Origin of the sequence: Streptomyces sp. NPDC002209 (assembly GCF_042890265.1) — a bacterium.
Classification (GTDB): Bacteria; Actinomycetota; Actinomycetes; order Streptomycetales; family Streptomycetaceae; genus Streptomyces.
The window spans coordinates 22,044-34,626 of sequence record NZ_JBIARX010000007.1; the positions used below are offsets into that span (position 1 = coordinate 22,044).

The following is a 12,583-nucleotide window of genomic DNA, read 5'->3' on the forward strand; positions in this document are numbered from 1 at the left end:
AGCACCAGCGGTACTTGAGCGCCGCTCCCGAACGGGAGCGCCGCCGGGCAAGGAGGGCCGCATGACCGTACGGCGAGTAATGGGAATCGAGACGGAGTACGGGATCTCCGTCCCGGGCCACCCGAACGCCAATGCCATGCTCACCTCGTCCCAGATCGTCAACGCCTACGCGGCGGCGATGCACCGGGCGCGACGCGCCCGCTGGGACTTCGAGGAGGAGAATCCGCTGCGGGACGCCCGCGGCTTCGACCTCGCCCGCGAGGCCGCCGACAACAGCCAGCTCACCGACGAGGACATCGGCCTCGCCAACGTCATCCTCACCAACGGCGCACGGCTCTACGTCGACCACGCGCACCCCGAATACAGCTCCCCGGAGATCACCAACCCGCTCGACGCCGTCCTCTGGGACAAGGCCGGCGAACGCATCATGGCCGAGGCGGCCGTACGCGCCGCCCAGCTCCCCGGAGCCCAGCCCATCCACCTCTACAAGAACAACACCGACAACAAGGGCGCCTCCTACGGCACGCACGAGAACTACCTGATGAAGCGGGAAACCCCCTTCTCGGAGATCGTGCGCCACCTCACCCCCTTCTTCGTCTCCCGCCAGGTCGTCACCGGCGCGGGACGCGTGGGCATCGGCCAGGACGGCCGCGAGCACGGCTTCCAGATCAGCCAGCGCGCGGACTACTTCGAAGTCGAGGTCGGCCTCGAGACCACACTCAAGCGCCCCATCATCAACACCCGCGACGAGCCCCACTCGGACGCCGAGAAGTACCGCCGGCTGCACGTGATCATCGGCGACGCCAACCTCTCCGAGATCTCGACGTACCTCAAGCTCGGCACCACCGCCCTCGTCCTCTCGATGATCGAGGACTCCTTCATCAACGTCGACCTCGCCGTCGACCAGCCGGTGCGCACCCTGCACCAGGTCTCCCACGACCCCGACCTGCAACACCTGATCACGCTGCGCAGCGGCCGCACCCTGACCGCCGTACAGCTCCAGATGGAGTACTTCGAGCTGGCCAGGAAGTACGTGGACGAGCGTTTCGGCTCCGACGCGGACGAGCAGACCAAGGACGTGCTGGTCCGCTGGGAGGACGTGCTCGGCCGGCTCGAGAGCGACCCGATGAGCCTGTCGGGAGAGCTCGACTGGATCGCGAAGCGCGAGATCCTCGAGGGCTACCGCAGGCGGGACGGACTCGGCTGGGACGCCGCCCGGCTCCACCTGGTGGACCTCCAGTACGCGGACGTACGCCCCGAGAAGGGCCTGTACAACCGCCTGGTGGCCCGCGGCAAGATGAAGCGGCTGGTGGAGGAGCCGGCGGTGGAGCGCGCCCAGGGCAAGCCGCCGGAGGACACCCGGGCGTACTTCCGGGGCCGGTGCCTGGAGCAGTACGCGGACGACGTCGCCGCGGCCTCGTGGGACTCGGTGATCTTCGACCTCCCGGGCCGCGACTCCCTCCAGCGGGTCCCGACGCTGGAACCCCTGCGGGGTACCCGCAAGCACGTGAAGGAGCTCCTGGACCGCTGCCGCACGGCGGAGGACCTGGTGCGGGTGCTTTCGGGGCAGTGAACGGGGCTGAAAGGCCCCCGTCCCGGGAATCATGAGAAAACCCGGACGTTATGAAAGTGCGGGGACGAATGCCGGACCCTCCTTGTAGGGTCCGACGTAAGGTCTGATCTTGAGGGATCCCGAATTCCCGGGGTCCCTCGCCGTGAGCGTGCGAACCGAGCGGGGTGAGGTAGACATGGCGACCAAGGACACCGGCGGCGGACAGCAGAAGGCGACGCGCTCGACCGAGGAGGTCGAGGAGGCAGCGGTCGAAGAATCGACCGACCTCAAGGAGCGCCAGGAGAAGCTCTCCGACGACGTCGACTCGGTACTGGATGAAATCGACGACGTCTTGGAGGAGAACGCCGAGGATTTCGTGAGGTCATTCGTGCAAAAGGGTGGCCAGTGAGGCTCGTGGCAGCCATTTGACCTTCGAAACGAAGGTGTGGGGGGCGGGGTGGCCGAGATGGCACCTGAGGGCATGAAGCGTTGCTCGCGATGTAAACGCGTTCAGCCGCGTGAGGCCTTCGCGAGTAATCGCGCAATGCGGGACGGCCTGCAGGCGTATTGCCGCGAATGCCAGGCTGAGCACTACAAGCAGAGGCAAGAGGCGAAGGGACGGACGGTACGGGCGAAGGTCCCCGTGCCGTCCGGGCACAAGAGATGTCCCCAGTGCGGGGAGGTCAAGCCTCATGCGGAGTGGGAGCGGAACAAGACGAGTTCGGACGGTTGGGCCAGCTACTGCCGAGAGTGCCGGGCGCAACGGAACCGGGCCTCGTACTTCAAGCGCCACTACGGCATCACCGAAGCCGAGCGCGATGCCATGATCGCGGATCAAGGCGGGAACTGCCTGCTCTGTCAGAACGCTCCTGCCGAGCACGTTGATCACGATCATCAGACGGGTAAGGTCCGAGGCGTACTGTGCTTCAGCTGTAACGCAGCCTTGGGGCAGTTCAAGGATCGGCCGGACGTCATAAGGCGTGCAGCCGCTTACGTGGAAGGAAACCTGTGGAACCCAACACTCGTAGCACAGGGCGTCTACCGGCAGCCTTCCTGACGCCGGGGTCGTCGTCCTTCATGGACTTCCTGGGCGCGCACTCGCCCGAGATGCTGCCGGGGAACCGGAAGCTGCCCGAGGGCGTCGTCGAGGCGCCGCACGGGACGACCATCGTTGCGACCACCTTCCCCGGCGGGGTCGTGCTCGCCGGTGACCGGCGGGCGACCATGGGGAACATGATCGCGCAGCGGGACATCGAGAAGGTGTTCCCGGCCGACGAGTACTCCGCGGTGGGCATCGCCGGTACGGCCGGCCTGGCCGTGGAGATGGTGAAGCTGTTCCAGCTGGAGCTGGAGCACTTCGAGAAGGTGGAGGGGGCGACCCTTTCCCTCGAGGGCAAGGCGAACCGGCTCTCCACCATGATCCGGAGCAATCTGGGGATGGCGATGCAGGGGCTGGCCGTCGTGCCGCTGTTCGCCGGCTGGGACGAGGGCAAGGAGAAGGGCCGGATCTTCTCCTACGACGTGACCGGCGGCCGCTCCGAGGAGCACGGCTTCGCCGCCACCGGTTCCGGCTCGATCTTCGCGCGCGGTTCCATGAAGAAGCTGTACCGCCCCGACCTGACGGAGGAGCAGGCCACCACCCTCGTCGTGCAGGCGCTGTACGACGCGGCCGACGACGACTCGGCGACCGGTGGGCCGGACCTGTACCGCCACATCTACCCGATCGTCACCGTCATCACGGACGAGGGATTCCGCAGGCTCAGCGACGACGAGTCGCAGGAGCTCGCCCGTACGGTCACCAACCGTCGCCTGGAGCAGCCCGACGGCCCGCGCGCCGCCCTGCTCTGACCATCCGTCGTCCTGTAGGACCCAGAAGAAAGGGACGGACAGCCGGTGTCGACTCCGTTCTACGTCTCACCCCAGCAGGCCATGGCCGACCGGGCGGAATACGCCCGCAAGGGCATCGCCCGCGGTCGCAGCCTTGTCGTGATTCAGTACGCCGACGGCATCGTGTTCGTCGGCGAGAACCCGTCCCGCGCGCTGCACAAGTTCAGCGAGATCTACGACCGGATCGGCTTCGCGGCCGCCGGCAAGTACAACGAGTACGAGAACCTGCGGATCGGTGGTGTGCGCTACGCGGATCTGCGTGGGTACACGTACGACCGTGACGATGTGACGGCCCGTGGGCTGGCCAACGTCTACGCGCAGACGCTGGGCACGATCTTCTCCTCCGCCGGTGAGAAGCCGTACGAGGTGGAGTTGGTGGTGGCCGAGGTCGGTGCGACGGCCGCGGGCGACCAGATCTACCGGCTGCCGCACGACGGTTCGATCGTGGACGAGCACGGTTCGGTCGCGGTCGGTGGCAACGCCGAGCAGATCAGCACGTACCTGGATCAGCGTCATCGGGACGGGATGACGTTGTCCGAGGCGCTGAAGCTGGCGGTGCAGGCTTTGTCCAGCCAGGCGAACGGTGCGGACAAGGCGATTGGGGCGGAGCGGCTGGAGGTTGCGGTGCTGGACCGGACGCGGGCTCAGCAGCGGAAGTTCAAGCGGATCCGGGGCCGGCAGCTTTCGCGGTTGCTGGAGGCGGATGTTCCGGCTGCGGCGCAGGCCGATGCGGTCTCGAACGACGAGGCGCCTGAGGACGAGTCCGAGTAGACGTGCGTGCAGCGGCGCCCCCGGCCCTTTGGGCCGGGGGCGCCGTTCGCGTTTCAGGGGGTGGCGGGGGCCGGGCCGGTGGAGGCGCGGACGATCAGGTCGACGGGGATGTCGGGGGCGGTCCAGGGGGTGCCTTCGAGGACGGCGAGGAGGGCGGCCATGCCCTGTTCGCCGACGCGTTCGGCGGGCAGGTGGACGGTGGTGAGCTCGGGTTCGACGGCGGTGGCGAGGGCGAGGTCGTCGAAGCCGGTGACGGAGAGGTCGTCGGGGATGCGCAGGCCGAGGCGGCGGGCGGCTTTGCAGGTGCCGGCGGCGAGGATGTCGTCGTCGCAGACGACGGCGGTGGGCCTGCCCTGGGGGGCCGCGAGGGCCTTCTCCATGGCCGTACGGGCGTCGGCGACGGTGAGGGGGGCCCGTACGGTGCGCAGCTCGGCGTGGGGGGCCAGCAGGGCGGCGAGGGCGTCGGCGCGGATGTCGAAGGTCCAGGAGTCGACGGCGGAGGCGAGGTGGAGGAAGCGGCGGTGGCCGAGTGCGAGGAGGTGTTCGGTGGTCTGGCGCATGCCGTCGGCCATGGCGAGGTTGACGTGGGCGGCGGCGCGGCCGGCGGTGGGGTCGCTGTCGAGCATGACGAGGGGGAGTGCGGCGTCGGCGATGGCGTCGAGGGCGTGGGCGGCCATGGAGGAGGCGATGACTCCGTCGAGGGCGGCGCGGGCGGAGGCGAAGGGGTCGCGTGCGGGGCCGGTGCCGTCGGGGGAGGGGTAGAGGACGACGCCGAAGCCGTGTTCGGCGGCGATGCGGGCGGCGCCGGTGTAGACGCGGGCGAAGAACTCGTTGGTGAGGGCGGGGACGACGAGGAGGGCGGTGCGGGTGGAGCCGAGGCGGAGGTTGCGGGCGGCGAGGTTGGGGCGGTAGCCGAGTTCTGCGGCGGCTTCGCGGACGAGGCCGGCGGTGCGTTCGGAGACGCGGCCGCGCCATTTGTCGCCGAGGACGAGGGAGACGGTGGCCTGGGAGACCCCGGCGGCGGTGGCCACGTCCCGGCTGGTGGGTCTCGTCACACCGTGCTCCTGTTGTGCGAGGTCGGTGGGGGTGGGGTGGTCGTCGGGTTGGACCCCCGTGGTGTGGCCATGGTACGTATGACGTCCGACGTTATACGTATTACTAGATTGACTCCCGGCGGGACTCCGGGCAGAAGGGGGCGGACATGGCCGCGGGATACGCGGAGCTGCTCAGGACCCGGCATGCCGCGAGGCTGCTGGCGGGCACGCTCGTCGGCCGGCTGCCGAACGCCACCGCGGCGATCGCGATCGTGCTGTTCACGCGCGCGGAGGGCGGCAGCTACAGCCTCGCGGGTGCGCTCGCCGCGGTCTACGGAGTGGCGAACGCGGTGGGTCAGCCGCTGCTCGGGCGGGCCGTGGACCTGTTCGGGCAGCCGCGGGTGCAGCTGCCGGCCGCGGTGCTCTCGGCGCTGGGCATGGCGTGGCTCGCGTTCGCGGGCACCGGGTCGGCGGCGGCCGCGTACGGGGCCGTGGTCGTCGGCGGGTTCTTCGCGCCGCCGCTGGAGGGCGGGCTGCGGGCGCTGTGGCCCTCGGTGCTCGGCGGCAAGGAGGAGCGGGTGCACGCCGCGTACGCGATGGACGCGGTGGCGCAGGAGATCATGTACACGGTCGGGCCGCTGCTGGTGACGCTGTGCGTCTCGCTGTGGGATCCGGCCGGGGCGCTGCTGGTGATCCATGCGGTCGGTGTCCTGGGGGCGCTGTCCGTGGTGCTCAGCGAGCCCTCGCGGCGGTGGCGTTCGGAGCCGCGCGAGGCGCACTGGCTGGGCGCGCTGCGCTCGACGGGGCTGCGGGCGCTGCTGGGTGCCTTCTTCTTCGTGGGCATGGCGCTGGGTTCGATCACGGTGGCGGGTGTGGCGTACGCCGATGACCACGGGGGCCAGTCGGTGTACGGCTGGCTGATGGCGGCGCTGGGTCTGGGTGCGCTGGTCGGCGGGGTGCTGTACGGGGCGCGGCAGTGGGCGGGTGCGCCGGAGCGGCGGCTGCGGGTGATCGTGGCGCTGTTGGCGGTGTGCTACCTGCCGCTGGTACTGGTTCCGGGGCCGGTGGCGATGACGGCGCTGGCGGCGCTGGCGGGGGTGTTCCTGGCGCCGGCGCTGGCGTGTGCGTTCATCGTCGTGGACCGTCACGCTCCGGTGGGGACGGTGACGGAGGCGTTCTCGTGGCTGGTGACGTTCTTCGGCGTTGGTGCGGCGATCGGTACGGCGGCGGCGGGGCCGGCGGTGGAACTGGGCGGTTCGGCGAGCGGGTTCGGCGTGGCCTGTGCCGCGGGTGCGTCGGCGCTGCTGGTGCTGACGCTCACTCAGCGAGTCATGGCTGCTCCGGGCCGGACCCGTACGGTGGCGGGCTCGGTGTCGGCGTCGGCGGAGGGTGCGGGCGGGGGTGCGGCACAGGGCCCGGCGGGGGGTCCGGCGGAGCGGCTCGTCGGGAACTGATCGAAACGGCGTTCACGAACCCGGTTTCAGAACAGTGCAGAAGGCGTAATGTTCAGTCATGGACCGCCGCATTTTCGGGCTGGAGAACGAGTACGGCGTCACGTGCACGTTCAGGGGACAGCGCCGACTGTCTCCTGACGAAGTGGCGCGCTACCTCTTCCGCCGTGTTGTGTCATGGGGCCGCAGCAGCAATGTCTTCCTGCGGAACGGCGCCCGCCTGTACCTCGACGTGGGTTCGCATCCGGAATATGCAACTCCCGAATGCGACAACGTGACCGAACTGGTCACGCACGACAAGGCGGGCGAGCGCATTCTCGAAGGCCTGCTCGTCGATGCCGAACGCCGCCTGCACGAGGAGGGAATCGCGGGCGACGTCTATCTCTTCAAGAACAACACCGACTCGGCCGGCAACTCGTACGGCTGTCACGAGAACTATCTCGTGGCCCGGCACGGAGAATTCTCCCGCCTGGCGGACATCCTCATTCCGTTCCTTGTCACGCGGCAGCTGATCTGCGGCGCGGGCAAGGTGCTGCAGACCCCCCGGGGCGCGGTCTACTGCGTGAGCCAGCGGGCCGAGCACATCTGGGAGGGCGTCAGCTCCGCGACGACCCGGTCCCGGCCGATCATCAACACGCGGGACGAGCCGCATGCGGACGCCGAGCGGTACCGCCGCCTGCACGTGATCGTCGGGGACTCGAACATGTCCGAGACGACCATGCTGCTCAAGGTGGGGGCCACCGACCTGGTGCTGCGCATGATCGAGGCGGGCACGGTGATGCGGGACCTGACCCTGGAGAACCCGATCCGGGCGATCCGCGAGGTCAGCCACGACATCACGGGTCAGCGCAAGGTGCGCTTGGCGAGCGGCCGGGAGGCCTCGGCGCTGGAGATCCAGCGCGAGTACTACGACAAGGCCGTGGACTTCGCCGAGCGCCGGGGGATCCGTACCGGCACGGTGGACCAGGTGCTGGAGCTGTGGGGCCGTACCCTCGACGCGATCGAGGCGGAGGACCTGGACCGGATCGGGACCGAGATCGACTGGGTCATGAAGTACCAGCTGATCGAGCGGTACCGGGCCAAGCACGGCATGACCATGTCGAATCCGCGGGTGGCTCAGATAGACCTCGCGTACCACGACATCCACCGCCGTCGCGGGCTGTACTACCTGCTGGAGCGCAAGGGGCAGGCGGCGCGGATCTGCAACGACCTGAAGATCTTCGAGGGCAAGTCGGTGCCCCCGCAGACCACGCGGGCGCGGCTGCGCGGCGATTTCATCCGCCGGGCGCAGGAGCAGCGGCGGGACTTCACGGTGGACTGGGTGCACCTGAAGCTCAACGACCAGGCGCAGCGGACCGTGCTGTGCAAGGACCCGTTCCGGTCGGTGGACGACCGGGTGGAGAAGCTGATCGCCGGGATGTGACATCGCGCTGATCTTGGCCAGGGCCTCGTACGGATCTCGTACGGGGCCCTCTGCACGCCTTAGAGTGGCGACGACCGCCAGCCGTCTGAGATCTGAGGAACCTGTGCGCCGACTTGCCGGCCTGCTTGTCGTACCCCTTCTGCTGCTTTCGACAGCAGCCTGTGGCGACAGCGGCTCCGACTCCGCCGAGATGAAGAACGGGGCGCCCGCGATCACCAAGGGTGCCAAGTTCGGTGAGACCCCGACCCTGTCCAAGGGCAAGGGCGACCCGCCGAAGGAACTGAAGGTGGTGACCGTCAGCGAGGGCACCGGCCCGGCGCTGAAGAAGGGCGACGTCGCCCAGGTCAACTACCTCGGCCAGGTTTGGGACGGCAAGGAGCCGTTCGACCAGAGCTTCGGCAAGGGCAAGCCGTTCGAGGTGACCATCGGTGCGGGCATGGTCATCAAGGGCTGGGACCAGGGCCTCGAGGGCAAGAAGGTCGGCAGCCGCCTCGAGCTGGTGATCCCGCCGGACCTCGGTTACGGCGAGAAGGGCTCCGGCGACAAGATCAAGCCGAACGCCACGCTGGTCTTCGTCGTGGACATCGTGAAGGGCACCTCGGTCCCGGCCTCGGCCACGGGCAAGGAGATCCCGCAGGAGGACAAGGCCCTGCCGAAGATCGGCACGAACACGGACGGCAAGGAAGTCTCCGTGACCGTTCCGAAGGACACCGCCCCGCCGGCCAAGCTGGTCTCGAACTACGTGCTGGAGGGTGACGGCCCGGCCGTCAAGGACACCGACAGCGTCGTCGTCAAGTTCAACGGCAAGACGTGGAAGGACGACAAGACCTTCGAAAGCACGTACGCCACCGACCAGACGGTGACGTGGCCGATGGACCAGCTCTCGGTCAAGGGCCTCAAGGACGGCCTGCTCGGAAAGAAGGTCGGCAGCCGCATCCTGCTGGTCATCCCGCCGGACCAGGCGTTCGGCGACAAGGAGCAGGGGACCATCCCGGCGAACTCGACGCTGGTCTTCAGCCTCGACATCCTCGCCGTGATGTAAGACTGTCCCAGTTGACCTGATTCGTTTTAGAGGAGCAGTTCCGTGAGCAACCAGCTCGAGAAGCCCGAGATCGACTTCCCCGAGGGCCCGGTCCCGGCCGACCTCGTCATCGAGGACATCTGGGAGGGCGACGGCGCCGAGGCCACGGCCGGCAACAAGGTCTCCGTCCACTACGTGGGCGTGGCCTTCTCCACCGGTGAGGAGTTCGACGCGTCCTGGAACCGCGGCGCGCCGCTCCAGTTCATCCTGGGCATCGGCCAGGTCATCGCGGGCTGGGACAAGGGCGTCCAGGGCATGAAGGTCGGCGGCCGTCGCAAGCTGACGATCCCCGCCCACCTCGCGTACGGCGACCAGAGCCCGACCCCGGCCATCAAGCCGGGCGAGACGCTGATCTTCGTCTGCGACCTGATGGGTGTCTGATCCGGCACGCCGTGATCGGTGAAAGGGGCCCCCGCCGTGAGGCGGGGGCCCTCGCTTTTGCCGGGGCCCGCCGGGGCGGTACGGTCAACGGTCACGGACGTGTGCGTCGTACGTGTCGGGCGTGTCGTGCACGTCCTGCGTGTCGGGCAACTTGTAAGCGGAGAAGGGCGGAAGGGCGTCGATGGCGATTGCCAAGGCCGAGCGGCTGATGAATCTGGCGCTGTGTCTGCTGGGGACCCGTCGGCCGCTGAGCAAGCGGGAGCTGCGCGGTTCCATCGAGGCGTACATGGAGGCCGGCAACGACGAGTCCTTCAACCGCATGTTCGAGCGGGACAAGGACGATCTGCGTGAACTCGGCCTGGTCATCGAGACGGTGGAGAACCTGGAGGGCGAGACCGGCTACCTCGCCCGCCGCGACAGCAACCGGCTGCCGCCCGTCTCCCTGGACGCCGAGGAGGCCGCCGCCCTCGGGCTCGCGGCCAAGGTCTGGCAGCAGGCCCGCCTCGCCGGAGCCGCCAGCGGAGCCCTGCAGAAGCTGCGCGCGGGCGGGATGCCGGAGGCCGGCGACCCGTACGAGGGCCAGCACAGTGCCATCGAGCCGCGCATCCCGGTCCACGAGGCGGCCTTCGAACCGCTGATGCTGGCCTGCCGCGACCGCCGTCCGGTGGTCTTCGACTACCGCAAGTCCACCGCCGCGCGCCCCGAGAGCCGCCAGGTCGAGCCGTGGGCGCTGGAGTGCTGGCGCGGCCACTGGTACCTGGCCGGCTACGACCGCGACCGCGGGGCGGAGCGGGTGTTCCGGCTCTCCCGCATCACCGGCAAGGTCAAGTCCCGGGCGGCCAAGTACACCGCCGAGGTCCCGGACGTGGTCACCGTACGGGAGACGGTGGCCGGCTGGGCCGGGGAGAGCGCGGACCGCTCCGCGCTGATCCGGCTGCGGGCCGGCGCGGGGTACCCGCTGCGGGCCAAGGCCACCGCCGTGCGCGAGCGCGGGGACGGCTGGGACGAGCTGGAGATCCCGTACGGGCACGGGCTGGACGCCTGGCTGGTCGAGTTCGGACCGGACGTGGTGGTCGTGGAGCCCGCCGACCTGCGGGCGGACGTCGTGGACCGGCTGCGCGCCGTGGCCAAGGGCTGAGACCGACCCGGCACGCCCGGACCGGACGGACCGGACCGGGCGCGCCGGATCCGACGGGCCGCGGCCACCCCGGCCGCCGCACGATCCGCACCCACCGCACAGACCGCACCACCGCACCGTTCGCAAGACGTGCCCTGAGGGGGAGACGTACCAGCATGGCTGCCAACGCCATCGACCAGACCCGCCGGATGCTGTCCCTGGTGACGTACCTGCGCGAGCGCCCCGGGGCGCACGTCGCCGACGTCGCCCGCGCCTTCGGGATCACCGAGGACGAGCTCATCTCGGACCTCGACGTGCTGCCCATGTGCGGGACCAGCTTCCGCGGCGGGGACCTGCTCGACATCGACACCGACGGGGAGCGCATCTGGTGGCGCAACCCCGATGCGTCGGGGGAGTCCACCGCCGAGCCGCTGCGCCTGGCCGCCGACGAGGCGACCGCGCTGCTGGTCGCCGCCCGCGCCGTGGCCACGCTGCCGGGGCTGCGCGAGAGCGACCGGGACGCGCTGCTGCGGGCCACCGCGAAGCTGGAGGCGGCCGCGGGCGAGGCGGCCGGGGCCAGCTCCCGGCTGTCGGTGACCTTCGAGGCGGAGGGCGGGGTCTTCGCGGACGTCGACCGGGCCATCGCGGAGCGCCGCCGGCTGTGGCTGCGCTACTACTCGCCGGCGCGGGACGAGCTGACCGAGCGCAAGGTCGACCCGATCCGGCTCTTCGCGGTGGGCCACACCTACATGGAGGGCTGGTGCCACCTCTCCGAGGCCCGGCGCACCTTCCGCCTCGACCGGGTCGCCGAGATCCGGCTGCTGGACGAGCGGGCCGAGCCGCCCGCCATCGAGCCGCGCGACCTGTCCGAAGGGCTCGTCCAGCCGGCCGCCGAGGACCCGGAGGTCGTCGTCGAGGTCGGGCCGGGCGGCCGCTGGGTCGCCGAGTACTACCCGCACGACAGTGCCGAGGAGCTGTCCGACGGCGGCCTGCGGATCACGCTGCGCAGCCCGGACCCGGCCTCGCTGCGCCGCCTGGCGCTGCGGCTGGGCCGCGAGGGGCGGATCGTGGCGCCCGCGGAGCTGGCGGACAGTGCGCGGCAGGCGGCCCGGGAGGCCCTCGCCGGGTACGGGGAACAGGGCTGACCGAAGGGGAGGCGGCGGGCCCGTGCGGGACGGGGCCGTGCCGTGGGAAGCCGTGCCGCACGGGGGCCGTGCCGTACGGAACGAGTGGGCTGAGGGGAGCGCCGAGCGATGTCGCCAATGTCTGGGCCACGGGGTGTGCAAGCCGCCGCAGGATCGCCGGGGCGGTCGGCCGCGGTCGGACCGGTCTCCTTCAAGGCGGCCTGTTCCGACTGCCGCGCCCGCTTCGAGCTGGACGCGGGGTCCCTGCGGCTGGTGATCGGGGGCAGCCGGCGGACCACGTTCTACTCCTTCACCTGTCCCGAGTGCGGGGCCTCCGTGAGAAAACCGGCGGGCGAGCGCATCGTGGAACTGCTGACCGGCGGCGGCGTGAGCACCCTGCGCAGCATCTGAGGCGGCCGGTGGCCTAGGCTCGACCCATGCTGTGGCCGATGCTCGCAATCGCCCTGGGTTTCCTCGGGCTCGCCGTCCTCGCCGTCCTCGCGGTGCGCGTCTTCGTGGAGGTGCGGCGGCTGTCCGGCCAGGTCGAGCTGGCCAGCCGGCGGATCGCGGACGCCTCGGGGGACCTGGAGCGCGCGGCGAGCGATCTGGCCCGTGCGGGCGGCGCCACCCGGCCGTAGAACCGGGACAAACCGCAGGATCGTGGCCCGCAGGTCTCTGGAAAGTGCGGGTCGGGACCCGTACCGTCGGTCCCAGCCGCACGCAAGGCGGGATACCCCGGGGGATTGCCGGGCGTTAACCCCC

The 12,583-nt window shown here is 70.1% G+C and carries 14 protein-coding genes; 13 read left to right on the forward strand and 1 reads right to left on the reverse strand.

Annotation, left to right across the window (positions count from 1 at the left end; translation table 11 throughout):
• Positions 1-61: 61 nt before the first annotated feature.
• The 5 genes from dop to prcA all read left to right on the forward strand — a co-directional run bounded on the left by dop (position 62) and on the right by prcA (position 4,210).
• A complete protein-coding gene (gene dop / locus ACFYXK_RS15975) occupies positions 62-1,573 on the forward strand; it encodes a depupylase/deamidase Dop (RefSeq protein ID WP_030294331.1) in 1,512 nt (503 codons plus the stop codon).
• A gap of 175 nt (positions 1,574-1,748) precedes the next feature.
• On the forward strand, positions 1,749-1,961 hold the full coding sequence (locus ACFYXK_RS15980; protein WP_030016348.1) for a ubiquitin-like protein Pup: 213 nt from the start codon (positions 1,749-1,751) through the stop codon (positions 1,959-1,961).
• A gap of 414 nt (positions 1,962-2,375) precedes the next feature.
• Complete coding sequence (locus ACFYXK_RS15985; protein WP_389411881.1) at positions 2,376-2,609, forward strand: endonuclease VII domain-containing protein; 234 nt, start codon at positions 2,376-2,378, stop codon at positions 2,607-2,609.
• Positions 2,561-3,400: a proteasome subunit beta gene (gene prcB / locus ACFYXK_RS15990; RefSeq protein WP_389411676.1), complete on the forward strand. Its 840-nt coding sequence runs from the start codon at positions 2,561-2,563 to the stop codon at positions 3,398-3,400. Before ACFYXK_RS15985 ends, prcB begins: the two co-directional genes overlap by 49 nt.
• A 45-nt stretch (positions 3,401-3,445) precedes the next feature.
• Complete coding sequence (gene prcA / locus ACFYXK_RS15995) at positions 3,446-4,210, forward strand: proteasome subunit alpha (protein ID WP_389411677.1); 765 nt, start codon at positions 3,446-3,448, stop codon at positions 4,208-4,210.
• A gap of 53 nt (positions 4,211-4,263) precedes the next feature.
• On the opposite strand, the gene ACFYXK_RS16000 is transcribed toward prcA, so the two are convergent.
• On the reverse strand, positions 4,264-5,265 hold the full coding sequence (locus ACFYXK_RS16000; RefSeq protein ID WP_389411678.1) for a LacI family DNA-binding transcriptional regulator: 1,002 nt from the start codon (positions 5,263-5,265) through the stop codon (positions 4,264-4,266).
• 146 nt (positions 5,266-5,411) lie between these two features.
• Here ACFYXK_RS16000 and ACFYXK_RS16005 point away from each other — a divergent pair, with 146 nt between their 5' ends.
• The 8 genes from ACFYXK_RS16005 (at position 5,412) to ACFYXK_RS16040 (ending at position 12,459) form a co-directional block, all read left to right on the forward strand.
• Positions 5,412-6,698, forward strand: a complete 1,287-nt coding sequence (locus ACFYXK_RS16005; RefSeq protein ID WP_389411679.1) for an MFS transporter — start codon at positions 5,412-5,414, stop codon at positions 6,696-6,698.
• A gap of 58 nt (positions 6,699-6,756) precedes the next feature.
• The gene (pafA, locus tag ACFYXK_RS16010) at positions 6,757-8,118 is read left to right on the forward strand and encodes a Pup--protein ligase (RefSeq protein ID WP_030294339.1); all 1,362 of its coding nucleotides are present in this window, start codon (positions 6,757-6,759) and stop codon (positions 8,116-8,118) included.
• A gap of 103 nt (positions 8,119-8,221) precedes the next feature.
• Positions 8,222-9,160, forward strand: coding sequence for an FKBP-type peptidyl-prolyl cis-trans isomerase (locus tag ACFYXK_RS16015; protein WP_389411680.1), 939 nt, complete (start codon positions 8,222-8,224; stop codon positions 9,158-9,160).
• 42 nt (positions 9,161-9,202) lie between these two features.
• Positions 9,203-9,580, forward strand: a complete 378-nt coding sequence (locus tag ACFYXK_RS16020) for an FKBP-type peptidyl-prolyl cis-trans isomerase (protein ID WP_030294343.1) — start codon at positions 9,203-9,205, stop codon at positions 9,578-9,580.
• 181 nt (positions 9,581-9,761) lie between these two features.
• On the forward strand, positions 9,762-10,718 hold the full coding sequence (locus ACFYXK_RS16025) for a helix-turn-helix transcriptional regulator (protein ID WP_389411681.1): 957 nt from the start codon (positions 9,762-9,764) through the stop codon (positions 10,716-10,718).
• Positions 10,719-10,873: 155 nt separating this feature from the next.
• The gene (locus tag ACFYXK_RS16030) at positions 10,874-11,842 is read left to right on the forward strand and encodes a YafY family protein (protein WP_030860247.1); all 969 of its coding nucleotides are present in this window, start codon (positions 10,874-10,876) and stop codon (positions 11,840-11,842) included.
• Positions 11,843-11,959: 117 nt separating this feature from the next.
• Positions 11,960-12,232 (forward strand): hypothetical protein, encoded by a 273-nt coding sequence (locus tag ACFYXK_RS16035; protein WP_389411682.1) that lies wholly within the window; start codon positions 11,960-11,962, stop codon positions 12,230-12,232.
• A 26-nt stretch (positions 12,233-12,258) separates the two neighbouring features.
• On the forward strand, positions 12,259-12,459 hold the full coding sequence (locus ACFYXK_RS16040) for a hypothetical protein (protein ID WP_383512175.1): 201 nt from the start codon (positions 12,259-12,261) through the stop codon (positions 12,457-12,459).
• The last annotated feature ends 124 nt before the right edge of the window (positions 12,460-12,583 follow it).